The 18651-nt window shown below is 47.5% G+C and carries 15 protein-coding genes and 1 riboswitch; of the genes, 12 read left to right on the top strand and 3 right to left on the bottom strand.

The window, feature by feature from the left end:
* Positions 1-123 (bottom strand): acyloxyacyl hydrolase (locus tag ACO0K3_RS18835; RefSeq protein WP_422987279.1); only part of this gene is annotated, 123 nt, incomplete at its 3' end.
* 122 nt (positions 124-245) lie between these two features.
* Here ACO0K3_RS18835 and ACO0K3_RS18830 point away from each other — a divergent pair.
* The 6 genes from ACO0K3_RS18830 to ACO0K3_RS18805 all read left to right on the top strand — a co-directional run bounded on the left by ACO0K3_RS18830 (position 246) and on the right by ACO0K3_RS18805 (position 6777).
* Entirely contained in the window at positions 246-845 is a 600-nt protein-coding gene (locus ACO0K3_RS18830; protein ID WP_422987275.1) for a GspH/FimT family pseudopilin, read from the top strand.
* Positions 814-1356, top strand: coding sequence for a type IV pilus modification protein PilV (gene pilV / locus ACO0K3_RS18825; protein ID WP_422987273.1), 543 nt, complete (start codon positions 814-816; stop codon positions 1354-1356). Before ACO0K3_RS18830 ends, pilV begins: the two co-directional genes overlap by 32 nt.
* An 11-nt stretch (positions 1357-1367) precedes the next feature.
* Positions 1368-2300 carry a PilW family protein gene (locus ACO0K3_RS18820; protein WP_422987271.1) on the top strand — a complete coding sequence of 311 codons (933 nt, stop codon included), beginning with the start codon at positions 1368-1370 and terminating at the stop codon, positions 2298-2300.
* Entirely contained in the window at positions 2297-2794 is a 498-nt protein-coding gene (locus ACO0K3_RS18815) for a pilus assembly PilX family protein (RefSeq protein WP_422987269.1), read from the top strand. The genes ACO0K3_RS18820 and ACO0K3_RS18815 overlap by 4 nt, the downstream gene beginning before the upstream one ends.
* A 186-nt stretch (positions 2795-2980) precedes the next feature.
* Complete coding sequence (locus tag ACO0K3_RS18810; protein WP_422987267.1) at positions 2981-6307, top strand: pilus assembly protein; 3327 nt, start codon at positions 2981-2983, stop codon at positions 6305-6307.
* 20 nt (positions 6308-6327) lie between these two features.
* Entirely contained in the window at positions 6328-6777 is a 450-nt protein-coding gene (locus ACO0K3_RS18805; protein ID WP_422987265.1) for a type IV pilin protein, read from the top strand.
* 31 nt (positions 6778-6808) lie between these two features.
* On the opposite strand, the gene nrdR is transcribed toward ACO0K3_RS18805, so the two are convergent.
* Both nrdR and glyA read right to left on the bottom strand, forming a co-directional pair.
* Positions 6809-7279, bottom strand: a complete 471-nt coding sequence (gene nrdR, locus ACO0K3_RS18800) for a transcriptional regulator NrdR (RefSeq protein ID WP_422960919.1) — start codon at positions 7277-7279, stop codon at positions 6809-6811.
* A gap of 294 nt (positions 7280-7573) precedes the next feature.
* The gene (gene glyA / locus ACO0K3_RS18795) at positions 7574-8824 is read right to left on the bottom strand and encodes a serine hydroxymethyltransferase (RefSeq protein WP_422960920.1); all 1251 of its coding nucleotides are present in this window, start codon (positions 8822-8824) and stop codon (positions 7574-7576) included.
* 113 nt (positions 8825-8937) lie between these two features.
* A riboswitch (ZMP/ZTP riboswitch) is annotated at positions 8938-9074 on the bottom strand.
* 474 nt (positions 9075-9548) lie between these two features.
* On the opposite strand from glyA, the gene ACO0K3_RS18790 reads away from it, so the two are divergent.
* From ACO0K3_RS18790 to ACO0K3_RS18765, 6 genes are all read left to right on the top strand, one after another.
* Positions 9549-10301, top strand: a complete 753-nt coding sequence (locus ACO0K3_RS18790; RefSeq protein WP_422987263.1) for an SDR family NAD(P)-dependent oxidoreductase — start codon at positions 9549-9551, stop codon at positions 10299-10301.
* 151 nt (positions 10302-10452) lie between these two features.
* Positions 10453-10851, top strand: coding sequence for a tol-pal system-associated acyl-CoA thioesterase (gene ybgC / locus ACO0K3_RS18785; RefSeq protein ID WP_422987261.1), 399 nt, complete (start codon positions 10453-10455; stop codon positions 10849-10851).
* Positions 10852-11100: 249 nt separating this feature from the next.
* Positions 11101-11796 carry a protein TolQ gene (gene tolQ, locus ACO0K3_RS18780; RefSeq protein ID WP_422960923.1) on the top strand — a complete coding sequence of 232 codons (696 nt, stop codon included), beginning with the start codon at positions 11101-11103 and terminating at the stop codon, positions 11794-11796.
* Positions 11797-11802: 6 nt separating this feature from the next.
* On the top strand, positions 11803-12243 hold the full coding sequence (locus ACO0K3_RS18775) for an ExbD/TolR family protein (RefSeq protein WP_422960924.1): 441 nt from the start codon (positions 11803-11805) through the stop codon (positions 12241-12243).
* Positions 12243-14219, top strand: coding sequence for an autotransporter assembly complex protein TamA (locus ACO0K3_RS18770; protein WP_422987259.1), 1977 nt, complete (start codon positions 12243-12245; stop codon positions 14217-14219). The genes ACO0K3_RS18775 and ACO0K3_RS18770 overlap by 1 nt, the downstream gene beginning before the upstream one ends.
* A 30-nt stretch (positions 14220-14249) precedes the next feature.
* Positions 14250-18644 (top strand): translocation/assembly module TamB domain-containing protein, encoded by a 4395-nt coding sequence (locus ACO0K3_RS18765; RefSeq protein ID WP_422987257.1) that lies wholly within the window; start codon positions 14250-14252, stop codon positions 18642-18644.
* The last annotated feature ends 7 nt before the right edge of the window (positions 18645-18651 follow it).

The following is an 18651-nucleotide window of genomic DNA, read 5'->3' as shown; positions in this document are numbered from 1 at the left end:
GTGCTGAATCTTGACCGCAAGGTCCCAGCCGTTTGCCAGTACATAGCCAACTCCAATATGGTCGCCGAACTGAAAATTCGTCGAAAACTTCCTGCCGTTATTGTCGTATATGTCCGATAACATGTGCTGCATAATTTATATATTACCGAACATCCGCTAAAAAATACCATTAATCTGGCATAGCTTTTATTTTTCCAAATTAATCGATAACATAGATAAATATAGTTAATTAAATGAAGACGACAATGAGAAACCAAGATAACTTGATTTTTGTAGAAGGTTTTTCTATGACCGAATTGTTGGTAGTTATTTCTATTGTTGGCATTTTATCTGCGCTTGCAATACCATCTTTTCAGTCTGCAAGTAGCACAAATAGAATTTCTACCGCAGTCAATTCACTGCATGGCGCATTATTACTCGCTAGGACAGAAGCTATTAAAAGAAATAAGAACGTAACTATCTGTCGTAGTGAAACTGCAAATTATTCGACCCCAACATGTTCTACTACCAATAGTTTAGCAACAAGCAACTCAGGTTGGGCTGATGGATGGATTGTATTCACTGATGAAAATAATAATGGGACATATCAACCGACAAGTACTCCGCCAGATATTTTAATACTGGCTCAAGGAAAACTTTCCAAAAATTTAGACGATATCTCAATCATTCCTAACACAAGTAGAAAATATATAACGTTTGGTCCAACGGGGCAAACTTTTGGTACGTTTATTCAATTTGGAATAAATCGCCCAAATTGGGATACTGAAACCTCGCATGACCGATATATTTGCATTGCTTCTGGAGGACGTGCACGTGTTAGCACTAGTCCATGCGGTGGAGTTTGAAAAAATGAAAATAACTAATCAAAACGGTAGTTCTATGATTGAGGTCATTATCGCTATTGTGATCACAGTGATGGGGCTTTTGGGGGTTGCTGGTTTACAGTTAAACGCTTTAAAGTACCAAAAAACTTCTGCCCAACGATCAGAGGCGATGCAGGCAGCGTATGACATAGGCGAGCGCATGCGTGCAAATGCTGTTGCAGCAAAGGCAAGCGCTTATGTATATACGACTTCTTACTCTACTACGGTCGCTAGCCCTCCCACCTTGCCTACTTGTACTGCACCTTGTTCTGCAGCACAAATCGCAGCTATAGATCAAGCAGAGTGGTTAATAAATTTATCTAGACGCCTTTTGGGAGGGGCTGGTTTTATCGTTTCTAACGTCAATGGGGGTTTTGATGTAACGGTTATGTGGAAAGAACCTAGTTTGATAACAACAGATCCTGCCTGTGGTAATACGCCAACTCCACCGGGCACTGGTGTGCGTTGTTTTGTTGTTACATTTACACCTTAAAAAAGTTAAAAATGAGTTCTTTTAAACCTACATTTAATCAAAGCGGCCGGTCATTAGTAGAAGTAATGATTGCGTTGACGATTGGACTTGTTATTCTCGTTTCGATTACCTCACTTTTTTCAAGTAGTAAGCAATCAGCTCGCGCCACAGACGATAAGGGGCGTCTTGAGGAGGATGGCCGGCTTGCGCTTAATTTACTTGCATTCCATCTGAGAATGGCAGGTTATGGTGAGTTGACAAATCCTTCGGTGATCGCCGTCAACAATACAAATTTGATGTCATCGTCGAGTGCTTCAACTCAGATGGATGGAATCGAGGGTTGCTCAGGGGGGTTTTCTTCGCCCGCTACGGTTACTCGCGGTTGTGTATCGACCCCTCCAGCGACTGCTGCAGATGGCGTGTTGGTCAGATATGTGGTTGATCAGGCAAACGCCAATACAACATCTGGCGGCCTTCCGGCGGATTGTCTTGGTGCTGCAATTATCCGCAGTCCACAAGTAGTTGAAAACCGCTTTTACGTTGCGATCAGCCCTACAACAGGTATGTCCGAACTGTATTGTCAGGGAAGCGGCCAAACATTGGCCGGAGCTCTTACTTTTACGAATGTTGCCCAGCCGATTGCAGAAAATATTCAAGATTTGAAAATCACTTATGGTTTCGGATATGACTATGTGAACGCAGTGGATACTCAAACAGTTGATCGTTATATCTCAGCATCTCAAGTAGATGCGATGCCTTTGCCAGGCAGCGGTAGTCAGTGGTCAAAGGTTATTTCAGTGAAAATTTGTGTCGTCGCGCGCTCTGCGAATGATGGCGTGGCCACTGCATCCCAAAAATATAGAGATTGTGCTGGAAGCATTGTTACTCCATCAGATCGTCGTCTATATCAAACTTTCTCAACAGTCGTCGCGTTGAGAAGTCGTGCTGCAGGGAGTTTAAATTGAAACGATTGCATAAAACTGAAATGGGATTCGTACTTGCTACAAGCATGATTTTCCTTGTGATTATGACGCTTCTTGCGATTACAGCTATACGACGTGCAACATTGGATGAAAAAGTTGCCGGTAATTTACGTGAACAGAATTTAGCTTTTCAAGCAGCGGAGCGCGCATTGCGATATTGCCAGAATGATTTGGAGACAGTGCAGACAATTATTGTGCAAATTTCTCCACCTCCTTTAATTGGATCGACGATGCCGACCTTATGGACTGTAAAAACTAATTGGGGCACCGGTGGAATAGCCACTACTCTTCCTGCTGGCACAGTGCTAAATGTTGTGTCTCAGCCACAATGTATGATTGAAAAATGGCAATTTCGCCCTAAGAGCGGCGTCACTGGTCAGAATAAAGGCTCCGCTTATCTGATTACAGCCCGCGGTGTAGGGGCAACAAATAGTTCTGTGGTGTGGCTACAAGTCGCTGTGCGACCTGGTACCTAAAATAGTAAGGAGTAAGAGAAAATGACACACAACTTTAAAAAAATTGTAAGTTTAGCCTTGGTTCAGGGGCTCTTACTGCAACTTGCACTCGCATCTTCGGCTACGGCTGCGATTTCTAATTTGCCGCCGCTGGTGCGACCAAATGTCCCGCCAAACGTTTTTTTTACTCTAGATGACTCTGGTTCTATGCAATTTGAAGCCGTACCCGATTCCTTAGTTTATGCTGAACAGGGATTTCCTCAGCCTGTGGGCGTTTACTATGGGGGACAGAATAAAAATGATGTTATGGGATTTGGCGATGGTGTTGGAACAAATAATGCCATGAATATTTATGTTGCTAGGTATCGCTCGTCTGATGTCAATGCTTTGTACTACGACCCAGACGTTAGATATGATCCTTGGATATCTTCTAACGGAAATCCAATGGCTGCAGCCAATCCTCTTGCTGCATTATTCAATCCGATTGCCCCGTCAAATGGAAGTTTGGTTGGAACAATTGATCTAACAAGTAGTGCTCAGGGAGTCGTTTGGGGTGCGCGCAGTTGGGCCAAAGATACTAATCCAGGATCTAATGTTTCTGAAAAGCGCGATTTTTATCCTGCAACTCACTTTCGATATATAGGAGGCACCGGTTGTACAGGCGCTAAGACTTCAACGCTTACTAGTTGTTTTAGTCGAATAGAAATTAAACCGGCAAATGCACCATTTATAAAAACGACTGACAGGACGGATTGTGCTGGTACAAGTTGCACTTATCAAGAGGAGATCCAGAATTTTGCGAATTGGTTTCAATACTGGCGCTCTCGTATATTAATGGCCCGCGGTGGTACTGGGATCGCATTTGCTAAGCAGGCTACAAATTTGAGGGTTGGCTTTGGTGCAATTAATGCCCCAACTACTAGTATTAATGGTGTTAATACAGCTGTAATACAGAGAGGTGTTAGTACAGATTTTTCTGGTACAAACAGAACAGGTTTTTTTGATTTGTTATATCAACATCCTATGCCGAGTTCAGGCACTCCTTTGCGTCAAGCGATGGACGTTGTTGGCAAGTATTTTCAGCGTACGGACATAGGCGGACCTTGGCAAAATGTGATTAATTCTGGGGTAAATTCCGATCAGGCAACATGCAGACAAAATTACCATATTTTAATGACTGACGGATTTTGGAACGGTAGTAGTGCATCAAGTCCAGCCAATCAAAACAACGATGGCACAAGCGGCTCGCTAATGACTAGTTCAAGTGGTAGTACTTATCAGTATTCGCCTGTAAATCCTTACCAAGATAGTAATTCAGATACATTAGCTGATGTTGCTATGTATTATTGGAAAACGGATTTGCGCCCAGACTGGGGTGTGTCTAAGAAAAATGTCCCTGTGGCAAGTACAAATGTTGATCCAGCGTTTTGGCAACATTTGGTTACTTATACAGTAGGTCTGGGAGTGGTTGGTACTTTGGATCCGGCAACAGACTTACCAGCATTAACTGCAGGTACCAAGTCTTGGACAACACCATCTGCTGATTCTATTAATAATGTAGACGATCTTTGGCATGCAGCAATTAATGGGCATGGTCAATATTTCAGTGCCGCCAACCCAAAACAATTCGGTAATTCACTTGCCTCCGCTTTGAATGATATTGCAGCACGTTCTGGTGACGCGGCAGCGGTAGGAACATCTAGCAACACTGTTAGAGCGGGTTCAAAGCTTTACGTCTCTACTTACAATACTAAAGATTGGTCTGGCGGTTTACAGCAGTTAAATATTGACTCTGCAGGAACTATTACCGGAACTGATTGGACTATTGATCAAAATACAGTTTGGCCTCAGCCAAGAAATATTTTTAGTTATAGAGATAGTATTGTCAAAGGAGTGGCATTTGACTTTGCAAATTTGGCTACCACAGATCAAACTTATTTTACTTCTGCTGCGACTCTAACGTTCGGTGCAAAGGTTACCGGTAGTGATATTGTTGATTACATTAAAGGTAATAAAACAAAAGAAGTGTTAAGCGGTGGTCCATTCAGGGATAGGCAAAATCTGCTGGGAGATTTGGTCGGATCAACACCTCAATTTATCAGTGAAGGTGAAGATGAGGGATACAGCTTTTTACCCGCTGGAACACCAGGTCAATCTAGCTATTTTACTTTTTATACAAGTACAAAGAAAAGCCGTTTGGCGAACCCAAAAGTTTATGTAGGTTCGAACGATGGAATGCTACATGCTTTCAGAGTGAGCGATGGGCGAGAGACATTTGCATATGTGCCTAAAACTGTGATGTCTAATTTACCTAGCCTTGCAGACCCAGCATATACACACAAATTCTTCGTGAATGGCACGCCAACTATTGCAGACGCGTATATCGGAGGATGGAAGACGGTACTGGTTGGAACGACAGGAGCTGGTGGCAGAGGTGTATTTGCGCTCGACGTTACAACGGGAGGTACATTTCAATCTACTGACGTTCTCTGGGAGGTTAATTCGAGTGATGACCCAGAAATCGGTTACACGATAGGAAACCCTCAGGTTGGTCGCGCAGCAAATGGAGATTGGGTTGCCGTATTCGGAAACGGTTATGAGAGTAACTCTAAACGTGCAATCTTGTTCATGGTTAATTTATCTACAGGTGTAATTACTAAAGTAGATACTGGAGTAGGTAGCAACTCTCTCCCCAATGGACTTGCAACCCCCCGTCTGGTAATTGATGAAAATTCAACAATTGTCGCTGCATATGCAGGAGATTTACAAGGGAACCTATGGAAATTTGATTTTGGTACGTCAGGTACTACTGTAGCGTTTTCAGGAACTAGATTATTTCAAGCAGTTTCTTCTGGCAAAGCACAACCAATCACTGTACAGCCAGATTTATATCCGCATCCATTAGGTGGACTCATCGTAACCTTTGGGACAGGTAAACTGTTTGAGACTGCAGATCCCTCAATTACAGATACCCAATCGATATATGGTATTTGGGATAACAGTGGGATTGCTAATGTCACTGCATCCACTGTTGCTGGACAGTCCAATCTGGTTCAGCAAACATTGTCATCCGTTGGTACTGGATTAACATTACTGAGTAACAATTCGGTTGATTGGAACTCAAAGCGCGGCTGGTATATAAATCTAGCGCCTAGTGAGAGAATTATCATAGATCCCGAGGTAGTATATAGAACAGTATTTTATACAACTGTTATACCTGGTAGTGCGACAGACCCTTGTATTACAGATGGCACCTCGGTCACGATGGTTATTGATCCAATTACCGGGGGAGCCGTTAATCGTACTGTATTAGATACCAATAAGGATAATAAGGTCGATGCTACAGATATTAAAGCAAGTGGTATTTCTGGCTCTTTAACGTTTGGTAATACCATATTGCGTAAAAAGGGTGGTGTTAAGATGTATAAAGCCGATACAGGAGGAAAAATTATTGGTGGATCAAAAGCTGAGGATGCTGCACCAGATTCCATACCGACACTTCGCTTGTGGCGTCAAATTTTGGGCAAAGATTAATAAAGAAAGTGAGCCAATATATGATTTACAAAAGCGAATTACGTGGGTTTACTTTAGTTGAGTTAATGATTGTGATGGCTGTTATGGCAATATTAACAGCCGTTGCGGTCACAAGTTACACAAGTAATATTCGTAAAAGTCGGCGTGCAGAGGTTAAAAGTATCTTGCTGGAAGATGCGCAGTTTATGGAGCGTTACTTTACTGAAAATAATCGCTATGACCAAAATATATCTGGATTAGCAGCTAGTTTGCCAGTTTTGTCCTCACCAAAAACTGGCACTGCCCAGTATACAATTTCTTTTTCAAGCGGATTTCCAACATCTACTGCCTATACTATTCAAGCAGTGCCAGTATCTAGTCAATCAATGGCCAGTGATGAATGTGGGACGTTCATATTGAATAATTTAGGTCAACAAACAAATGCGAACTTGGTTGCGCCTAAGACTTCGGATGAATGTTGGACTAGATAATTTGATTTTTGACACACAGAAAAGCTGAAACTCAATCAGGTTTCAGCTTTTTTTCTTTGGCAATCTCCTGAATCGCCTCAGCAAACTCAGACACATCCTCAAAGCTCTTATACACAGAGGCAAAGCGGATATAGGCGATTTTGTCCAGGCGTTTCAGCTCTCTCATGACGAGCTCGCCTATGTAGCCAGATATGACTTCGCGTTCGCCGCTGGATAATAATTTTTCTTCTATGCGTTGGATTGCGGTGTCGACTGCTTCTGCCGATACTGGGCGCTTGCGCAGGGCTAACATCAGGCTGGCGCGTAATTTTGCGGGTTCAAATTCTGTTCTGCTGCCATTTTTTTTGACGATGGATGGCATGATGAGTTCGATACGCTCGTAGGTGGTGAAGCGTTTATCGCAATTGGCGCAGCGGCGGCGGCGACGGATAGTGTTGCCGTCCTCGGGCACCCGGGTGTCGATGACTTGCGTGTCATCGTTGTGGCAGTAGGGGCATTTCATGATGTTTATTCCAATCGATGGTGTCGCAATAGATGCGATACATTTTATATACTCCCCTGCAATATTACATAAAATGACCGCTCACGCACCAAAGTATTGCGTGGTTTATAAATACATGGTGGGAGTATGTTGCTATTTGCTCGTGTTGATCCCTGACGATGTGTTGATTTTTCGTGTATTGACGAGTTGAATTTCCTCATTTTATTTTCACGCTTCAATTCAGACTGTCTAAAACGACTGCTGTATAAAAAATGCCACTCGAATTGAGTGGCATTTTATTAGCAAGCTGAGGTTTTATGCTGCATAGACAGGGAAGGCGTCAGTCAGTTTTTTGACTTCGACTTTGACGCGTTCGATGGTTGCTGCATCGTTCGGATTGTCCAGTACGTCTGCGATCAGATGGCCGACTTTGATGGCTTCTGCTTCTTTGAAACCACGTGTTGTGAAGGCCGGGCTGCCGAGGCGGATGCCGGAGGTGATCATTGGTTTTTGTGGATCATTAGGAATGCCGTTTTTGTTGCAGGTCATGTGGGCGGAGCCGAGAATTGCTTCGGCTTCTTTTCCTGTCAGGCCTTTAGGGCGTAGATCTACCAGCATCACGTGAGATTCTGTGCGACCAGAAACGATGCGCAAACCGCGTTCGGTCAGCGTGTTCGCCAGTGCGGCTGCATTTTTTACGACCTGTTCTTGATAGGCTTTGAATTCCGGTGTCAGTGCTTCCTTGAACGCGACGGCTTTGCCTGCGATGACGTGCATTAGCGGGCCGCCTTGGAGGCCAGGGAAAATTGCAGAGTTGATTTTTTTTGCAATCGCTTCATCGTTTGACAAGATGATGCCGCCGCGTGGGCCGCGCAGACTCTTGTGGGTCGTTGATGTGACGACGTCGGCAAACGGTACCGGGTTAGGGTAGACGCCAGCGGCGATCAGGCCGGCATAGTGCGCCATATCGACCATGAAGTAAGCGCCGATTTCTTTGGCGATTTTGCTGAAGCGTTCGAAATCAATGCGCAATGCGAATGCCGATGCGCCGGCGATAATCAGTTTTGGTTTGGTTTCGCGGGCGAGTTTTTCCATCGCGTCGTAATCAATGTCTTCTTGCGCGTTCAAGCCATAAGAAACCACATTGAACCATTTACCCGACATGTTCAAGGGCATGCCGTGCGTCAGGTGACCGCCTTCGGCTAGGCTCATGCCCATGATGGTATCGCCTGGATTCAGCAGAGCAAAGAACACACCTTGGTTCGCTTGTGAACCTGAGTTCGGCTGTACATTCGCGAAGTTGGCACCGAATAATTCTTTCAGGCGATCAATCGCAAGTTGCTCAACGACGTCTACGTGTTCGCAGCCGCCATAGTAGCGCTTGCCGGGATAGCCTTCGGCGTATTTGTTCGTCAGTTGTGAGCCTTGCGCTTCCATGACGGCTGGCGAGGTGTAGTTTTCTGAGGCGATGAGTTCGATGTGTTCTTGTTGGCGGTGATTTTCTTGTTGAATCACGGCGTACAAATCGGGATCAATATTGGCGAGAGTATGATTTTTTGCGAACATGACAAGCTTCCTGTTGAGATAGAAGGTGAATCAGTGAATGTAATGGATCAGGTGCCCGAGCCAGATAAAGCGCATAGACAAATAGAGCGAGCAGCCTTGATCGTTCTTACCATCCAGGCTACCCAGGCGCACGGCTATTGAAATCTCACGCTTCCCGATGGATCTCCATCTTCGCCGTTAGTCGCTGCCAGAATGTTGTATAGCAATTCATAGCAAGGTTAAGACGTTTTCGCCAGTCACGTGAGACGAAATGGTTTGCAAATTCTACGTCAAGCCTTCTGATTGAGCAAGAATAGCCTGCGATATAAATGGATTAAAAAGTAGATTAAGGCATGGATTACATTAAGAAAATTGATTCTGTCGCTGATGGGGGAGTCGTTCTGACATCCCTCTCTATCCGATACCGAGTCTGATGAAGCGCAACGAACGGCGCCAGTCGCTTCAGACGGATGTGATAAAACCGCATAGAATAACGTCTACAGTTACACCAAGATTTTCTATCAGGCGCACTAAAGCTGTTATTTAAGTGCTGACGGTGCATTTTTGGTCATTTGGGCCACTTTTTGAACCTTATTATTGGCTCATGGCTAGTCCTTATCACTTTATTCAGGGTAAGGCTGCCTCGAAAAGTGTATCCGTCATCAACGTTCATTAACGTAAATCCTGATGGATAATCTCGGTTAAAAGCACGGCGTACGCATTTTAATAACGATAAGAGGTAATCATGATTGTCTTAATTACAGGTGCCAGCTCCGGTTTTGGCGAAGAGATGGCAAGAAAATTTGTCAGCCACGGACACAGAGTCATTGCCACAGCGCGTCGCACAGACCGTCTGGCGGCATTGCATGCAGAGTTGGGTGCTGCGCTATTGCCGATCAAAATGGACGTAACAGATAAAGAGTCCATTCAGCATGCTTTGGCAGAATTGCCACTTGCCTGGCAACAAATCGACGTCCTGGTCAATAACGCAGGATTGGCTCTCGGTACTGAGCCGGCGCACCAGGCGAATCTGGATGACTGGGAGACTATGATCGATACCAATACCAAGGGTTTGGTCCGTGTCACCCGTGCGATTTTGCCCGCTATGGTGCAGCGTGGTAGTGGTCTGGTCATCAATATTGGTTCGATCGCTGGCTCTATTCCCTATCCGGGCGGCAATGTATATGGTGCAACCAAGGCGTTTGTTGATCAGTTTACGCTGAACTTGCGTGCCGACCTGGTCGGCACGGGAGTACGTGCAACGAACATCGCGCCGGGATTATGCGGCGGTACTGAGTTTTCGAATGTGCGCTACAAGGGTAATGATGATGCTGCCGCAAAAGTCTATGAAGGTACCGTGCCTCTGACGGCAGTGGATATTGCAGAGTCTGCTTACTGGGTCGCAACCTTGCCGCCGCATGTCAATATCAACTATATCGAAATGCTGCCGACCTGTCAGGGCTTCGGCGGTTTTAATATCAAGCGCAACGCGGTGTAAGCGGGCGGTTGCTGATCGGCTGCTAACCGATTGCTAAACGCTTACTATTTGTCATACTGGTAGAGAGTATTTTTATTTGTCCTTACATATATTGCGCGATCAGCATTAAAAATAAAGATACTCCCCCTTTTTTATAAAATCATTGAGCGCTATGCTGCGAGAATTTAACTGGTTTGTGCGTGTCTACTACGAGGACACGGATGCAGGTGGCATCGTGTTTTATGCAAACTACCTGAAGTTTTTTGAACGTGCCAGGACTGAATGGTTGCGTGCTGCCGGAATTAATCAGCAGATCATGAGTGCCGAGCATCAGGTGATGTTTGTCGTCAAAGGCACGGCTGTCGAGTATCATGCTCCCGCCAGACTGGATGATGAACTCAGGATCAGTGTTGTGGTCGAAAAGCTGGGGCGTGCCTCCGTACAGTTTATTCAAGAAGTCTGGTGTGGCGATCGCTTGCTGGTGACAGGCAAAATCAAGGTGGGCTGTGTGAGTGTTGGCGCGGTGCGTCCAGCGGCTATTCCGGGTGAGATTTTGCAAAAAATTGCCTGAGCTTGCCAATGACTTGTTCGCTGCCATCGTTTTAAATCAATATTTGCGCTCGATCGTCTTCAAGCTTCGCCGTTAATTTTTCGATAGACCACGTAGTTAAAGGGTAGCGAAAAAAGTAGGCGGTGCGAAAAATTGATTGGGGCAGAGTGATATGAGGCTGGCACCAGAATCTGATTTAGTTGGTTCTGGTTGGTTCTAGTTGATATTAAACGCCCGAAAATTTTTGTAAAAATCTAAAGTAAAGAAACCATGACTGTTACTCAAGACTTATCGTTCATCACCCTGATTACCAATGCGTCGGTTCTGGTGCAATTGGTCATGCTGCTGTTGCTAGGCGTTTCCGTGACTAGCTGGAATTATATTTTCAGCAAAATGTTCGCGATCAAAAGAGCGCGCAAGCAGACAGAAGAATTCGAACGTAATTTTTGGTCCGGCGGCAACCTCGGCGAGCTCTATCAGGTTGCTGCATCGAATCGTCGCTCCAGCGGCGATAAGACCGGTGCGCTGGAACGTATTTTTGAAGCGGGTATGAGTGAGTACCACAAGGTCAAAGCGGCAAATAAGGCAACCCTTGATGCGACCGCCATGCTCGATGGCGCACGTCGTGCGATGCGCGCAGCGTATCAGCGGGAGATGGACCATCTGGAGGCACATTTATCGTTTCTGGCATCGGTCGGTTCTGTCTCGCCTTACGTCGGCTTGTTTGGCACTGTCTGGGGGATTATGAATGCCTTCCGTGGTCTGGCGAATGTGCAGCAAGCGACGCTGGCAGCGGTCGCTCCGGGCATTGCCGAGGCACTGATTGCGACAGCGATTGGTTTGTTTGCAGCGATTCCGGCGGTATTGGCTTATAACCGCTACTCACATGATATCGACAGGCTGGCGATTCGCTTTGAAACCTTCATCGAAGAGTTCTCGAATATTTTGCAAAGACAATCCCGCTAAGTTGCCATGAGTTCTCTGCGTGGCGAACGTAAACGCAAATTTAAAGCTGAAATTAATGTCGTTCCCTATATCGATGTGATGCTGGTTTTGCTCGTGATTTTTATGGTGGCAGCACCGATGACCAATCCCAGCGTAATCAATCTGCCGACGGCGGGGCAGTCGACACAACCACCGTCAGACTATATAGAAATCACGCTTGATACGAATAAATACGCGATCAGCATCAATACCAAAGGCAGTAGCAACGGCAATAGCAAACAAGAGTCGAAAGAGACCGCCGCGAATCACAAGCAGTTGATGCAAAAACTCAAGGAATATCACGATGCCAAGCCGGATCTGTCGGTCATGGTGTCGGCGGATAAAGAGATGAAGTACGACGAAATCATTCAAGTTATTTCTGAGGCGAAAAAACTCGGTATCAATCGGGTTGGCCTGGCGACCAAGTGATGCCTGTGCGTTCAGTTGTTCTCTCTTGCAGTTTGATGGTATTGAGTGCGGGACTTACCGATTGTCTTGCATCAGAACAGCCGCGGCTCAGCTTGCTTGCTGAGTCAGTCACGCCAGTAACAACGCAGACCACAGTAAGTACAGCTGAGAAGCCGCTTAATCAGCAGGCTGATGCGCCTGCCGACATGAAAAATGAGATGGTGAACAGTGATGTCGTTAGCGATGTCAGCAGTGACAACATCAATGACGCCATCATGGTTTCCGCATCCGCTAAGCGCTTTCAGATCGGAGACGCCAGCGGGGATTGGCTGGCACTGATCAAGCAGCATATTCCCGAGCTTGCTCCAGGCACAGATCCGCAAAACGTGACACCGACTTTGCTGCGCAAATTACGGCTCGACATAGGAAATATTCTGGCGACGGAGGGCTACTTTTCTCCGCTTATTTCATTTGATGCCAGTGATGCCAGCGAAAAAACAAGCGGCGTCAGGTCAGGTGAAAATTCTGTTATTCGTGTCAATATTGATGCTGGCGCCAGAACTCTGATCAAGGACGTCAAGCTACAATTTTCCGGCGCGCTGAACGAGGCGTATAAAACGGGGCAGACAGACGCCGTCAAGCGGCAGAGCACACTGACCGCCGACTGGGGGTTGCCCGCCGGCGCCGCGTTTCGTGATGAGGATTGGGATAAGGCAAAGACGACGCTGATAGAAGCCTTGCGTTCTGATGTTTATGCGTCAGCCTCCATTGCCAATAGCAGTGCGACGGTTGATGCAGACAGTAATACAGCAATGCTTGCGGTTGATGTCGATAGCGGGCCGCCATTTACTCTGGGTGAGATGAGCATAACTGGTTTGCAGCGGTTTCCCTCATGGCTGCTGGATCGTTATCAGCCACCAAAAAAAGGCGAGCCGTATTCGCGCTCCCGTCTGTTGGAATATCAGCGAGCCTTACAAAATTCTGCCTATTTCTCCACCGTTGCGGTGAATGTCGATACCGATCCGGCGAAGGCCGATAACGCGCCTGTCGAGGTCAGTGTGGTCGAGCGCAAAGCGCGTGATCTGGGTTTTGGTGCGGGTTACAGCAGCAATACTGGATTCCGGGCAGAAGTCTCTTACCGTGACCGCGATATCCTGAGTAAGGCATGGGATTTACGCAGTGCCGTGCGTATCGAACAAAAGCGTCAGCTCGGCTATGCCGATATTTATCTGCCGCCGCGAGATACGCAATTTTTAGATTCCTTTGGTGTACTGGCAGACCGGCAGGACATCTCGGGACTGTTACTGACTCGCACCGCTCTTGGCGTCAAACGCACCAGTACGCGCAATCATCTGGAGCAGCGTATCGGCTTGAATTTTTTGCGTGAAAAAGTAGAAATCGATGGCGAGCTACCAAATTTTAATAAAGCTCTGGTGACCTCAATAGGATGGACATGGCGCGATGTCGACGACAGTTTTGCGCCGCGCAAAGGTCAGATTGCTCAACTCGATCTGGCATTTTCAGAAAAAGCTTTATTGTCAGATCAACGTTTTATCCGCACTTATGCCAAGTACCAGCGCTGGATACCGGTAGGGCAGCGTGACAGCATTATCCTGCGTGCAGAAATAGGCCAGATCCTGTCGCAAAGTCGCGACGGTATTCCTGAAGAATATTTGTTTCGCACTGGCGGTAGTAACACGGTGCGTGGATACGCCTATCAAAGCTTGGGTATTCAAAATGCGGGCGCCGTCACCGGTGGCAAAGTCATGGGTGTGGCGAGTGCCGAGTACGTGCATTGGACCAAATCCAATTGGGGCGCCGCGACCTTTGTCGATCTTGGTGATGCAGCAGATAACTGGCGTGATCACAGTGCCAAACAAGGCTACGGCATTGGCGGACGTTATAAAACGCCTGCCGGGCCGGTCGCATTAGATCTCGCCTACGGCAAAGATATTAAAAAATTCCGCCTCGATTTTTCGATCGCGATTGCATTTTGATGATGCAACTACTGTCACTATGAATGCAATATGAATCCGGACTCTCCACAATCTGAGCAAGGTATTGTTACCAGTGGATCCGCTACGTCTGTCTTGGCAGATATGAGCACGGTGAAAAAAAATAAAATCCGTTTTGTTTCCCGTTGCCTATGGACTCTGGCTTTTATTCTGGCGGTTGTAGCAGGATTGGCGGGATGGATAGGCTGGACTCAATCAGGGACGACTAGCTTACTCAAGCTGATACAAGTGATGACGGCGGGACAGCTCAGTTTTGCGGATGTCCGTGGTCACCTGATGAATGAGTTAACGATAGGTGAGTTGCGTTATCAGACGGCGACAATTCATGTGAAAGCAGACGGTGCAAATCTGCGCTGGCAACCGTCAGCCCTTTTGTATGGAAAGCTTTCTATACAAAATTTGCAAGTTGTCAGCTTGCAGATTGACACGTTAGAGGATAAAACACCGGCGAGTTTGCCAGCCAGCCTCAGCCCAGGCATTGAGATCGTGCTGGATCAGATGGCGATGGGACAAATCAGATTTGGCAGTTTTGTGACAGACAGCAGTAAGATCAAGCGTACTCCCGTGATGACGTTAACGGGGGTTACGGGGCAACTGCACTTCGGTCAATTGCAGCATCAAATACAAGCCAGCCTCAAAACAGACTTTGGTCATGTCAGTGCCCGCATGACGATGGCGACACAGAGACCATTTAAAACCCAGGCAGAGCTCAATTATCGCGGTCAGCCTGATATTGAATTACCTGAGATCGGTGTGGTCGCCAATCTTTCCGGATCCTTGGAAGAATTGCTGGTAGATGCCAGAGCGACATTAAGCCAGAAGACGGTGAGCGCTGAAACAAATACCAATGCAACTGTAGCTGCAACTAAAACTGTTCAGAGAGCGCAACCAGCGCCGGCCTTGCAAGGAGAACTGAAGGCGGTGCTCACGCCTTTTGCCGCGCAGCCAATGCGCAGTTTGCAAGCAACGATCTCTGGTTTAAATCCTGCTGAGTTTGTCGCACAGGCGCCCGCTGCTAATTTGAATATCAGCGCTGACATACAACCTGTTGTCGTGTCAGCGACATCGATATCGACATTCGCATCGACACCCGCAGTGAAAAAATCTACCAGTACGACATCCGTTAGTTCAACGGGTTTGCATTTGACTGGCAAGATACAGATCGGTAATTCGCAGGCCAGGCGTTTTGATCAAAACGGATTGCCCTTCACGAAATTGACTTCGGCAGTCGCCTGGAACGGCGATCACTTTTCACTGGATCAGATGCAGGTGCAATTGGCGGGGAAAGGGCGAATCTCAGGTTCAGGGACGGTGCAGTTACCATCAGGAGGCGCGCCTCTGGTTGATGCTCGCTTTGATGTGGCAGACGTCGACCTGGCGCTGCTGGATCAACATATTCAGCCGACTCAGTTAAAGGGACGTATTCAGGCGCAATCACGTCCGGATCATCAGATCAATTTTCAAGCGCAATTGAGCGATCCCCGTGCCAGTCTGAATGCCGAGGCAAGTTATTTTCCGGGACTAAAAGCACAAGCAGAGATGGATGTGAAAAATGGTGTAGCTGCAGCGCCGAAAAAAATCATAGCAACGGCAGAAAAAACAGCATTGCTACGATTGACAAAATTCGATCTGACTTCAGCGGAGTCGCGTTTGCAAGCACAGGGCGAGATGAGCCTGAATAGTGCGATGCAATTTAATGTCAAAGGCAGCATGCAACACCTTAATCCCGCTCGCTGGATCAAGGCGCCGGCGGGAAATATTAATGCCAACTTTTCGGCTTCTGGTCATCTTCAGCCAAAACTCGATATTGAATTGCAGCTACCTGCCTTGCAAGGACAATATGCAGGACAGAGCCTGAACGGCGTGATTGATGCGCACTGGCAGCAAGATCTTGCCTTAAGCATTAAGCAGCTTGACCTGCATTGGGGTAAAAATTATATAACCGGACAAGGCGTCTGGGGGAACGATAAGGACCAATTGCAAGTGACGATGGAGATGAGCGATCTGACGGCAATCTCGCCATGGTTGCCCGCACAACAAACCTTGGCAGGCAATCTAAAAGCTCAGTTGCGTCTGCACGGAAAAATGACTGAGCCCGCAGGAATGATCGATATTAGCGCACAAAAACTGCGCTTTGGTCAGCAATGGGAAGTTGATAGCGTGCAGGCCAAGTTCGATTTGGCGCATGGTGTGCAGGGGGCTTTTGATGGCGATATTCAAGTCAAAAATTTGCACAGTGATCTTGTGCCAGGCAATACAACAGATGCACTGAATGCGAATAAAAAAGTGGGCTTGCCAGTCCTGGCGGAACAAATCAGCTTGCTGCTCAAGGGCACGCGCGAGTCGCATGCGATCAGCCTGAATACTCGCTTTACCAAAGCACGTAGTTTAACGATGCAAGCCACTGGTAGTCTGGGCGGCAAGACGAATGCAGCTGAAAAATCTGCTGATGACGCTTTGCAGTGGCAAGGGCAAATTCTGAGTGCCGGTTTGACGGGCAAACCAGATCTCAATTTGCTTGCACCAGTGAAGTTGCGCGCCTCGGGCCAATCGCTGAGTGTGACTGACCTGGCTTTGGCAGGATCGATTGGCCGTCTGGATGTGATGCAGTTCGAGTGGTCGCCGGACGGTATCAAAACGCAAGGGAAGTGGGCCGCGATGAATGCGATTGCTTTGGCAAACCTGATTCGCCCACAATATGCCGTCGAGGGAGATCTGCTGCTCGATACCGCATGGAACCTGCAACTCAAAGATCACCTGCAAGGAGAGTTGCATATCCAGCGTCAGAGCGGTGACGTGCGTATCAATGATGCTGACGGCACCGGTAAAGCGATTCCTTTAGGTATCCGTGATTTGCAAATGCATCTTGTTTTAGGTGGACTGCTTGCTGGTAGTGATGCTAACAAATTGGAGCTGAATGCGACCGCCGATGGCGCACGGCTAGGGCGCTGGCAATTACAGGCGAACTCTGCCGTCAGCAAGCGATCCGGTAGCTGGACTTTTGCTTCCGATGCCGCTCTTGCTGGCCAGGTTAAGGCAGATATTCCCGATGTGCAGTGGCTGGGACCATGGATCAATCCCGGCCTGGCATTAAAAGGGAAATTACTGATCGACGCGCAACTGGCCGGACAGATGAAGCAGCCGAAGTATCAGGCCAAGCTCAGTGGACGTGAACTCGAAGTGGCATTTGCGTCTGAGGGCTTACTTTTGCCCAATGGTGTGTTGGACGCTGTCATTGATGAAAGTCATGTAAGGCTGAATCGCCTTGAATTCTCGAATACCGTATCGATGATGCCTCGCCATGCGCAATTTCAGGGAGTCAACTGGATCGGGCAAAAAGGCGAGCTCAGTGCTAGCGGTGATATCGACATCCGTAATGAGAGTGGCAATATTCAGGCGAAGATGACGCAGTTCCCGCTCTTGCAGCGAAATGACCGCTGGCTCGTGGTCAGCGGCGAGACAAATATCGTGAATGTCAAAGACGTCTGGAACTTGACGGGAAAGCTTAAAGCCGATGGTGGATATTTTAAATTGCCCAAATTGCCACCGCCGAGTTTGTCTAGCGATGTCGTCGTGATCCGCAGTAAGGATAAAGCAGCACAAGCCAAGGTCGCAGAAGATGCCAGCAAGAAAGCGCTGAAGTCCCGGCTCGACATGAGTTTTGATATGGGACCCCGATTTGTATTTGTTGGCCGTGGGCTAGATACGGCGCTGACAGGCACCATACGCTTGCGTGCTGCGGATGGTAATCCTATGCAGGCCAGTGGCTCCATCAGTACGGTTGGTGGCGCTTATGAAGGTTATGGGCAGCAATTGGCAATAGAGCGTGGCATTTTGAATTTTCAGGGACCGCCGGCAAATCCTGGTTTGAATATCCGCGCTTTGCGGCTGGGACTGGCGGTAGAGGCGGGCGTGGAAGTGGTCGGTACGGTTGCTGCGCCGCAAGTACGTCTGGTTTCAGAGCCTAGCGTGCCTGATGCCGAAAAGCTGTCATGGCTTGTACTTGGCCGCGGCTCAGATCAGATCGCCGGGAATGATGCCTCCTTGCTGATGTCGGCAGCGAGCGCTATTTTCGGCGGAGATGGCAGCCGCAATATTCCACGAGATCTGGTGCATGGTCTGGGTTTTGACGAATTTTCAATGGGTACTGCGGATACCGGCAATGGCTCTAAGTTGCCCAGCCAGACGATTGCTGGCGCTACCTCTTTAGGATCAAGTTCGGGTGATCAGGTCGTTACCATCGGCAAGCGGCTGGCACCGGGAATCGTGCTGTCGGTTGAGCGTGGTCTGTCCGATGCCAGTGGCGCAATTAAATTGAGCTGGCAACTGACCCGGCGCATCAGCATTATCGGCAGGACAGGAAACGAGTCCTCGGTCGATGCTTACTATACGTTTTCATTTAATTAGACCGCAA

The sequence above is a fragment of the Undibacterium sp. Rencai35W genome, from assembly GCF_049340185.1.
GTDB lineage: Bacteria > Pseudomonadota > Gammaproteobacteria > Burkholderiales > Burkholderiaceae_D > Undibacterium.
The sequence above is the reverse complement of the archived record's forward strand: the minus strand, read 5'-3'. Positions and strand labels throughout refer to the sequence as shown.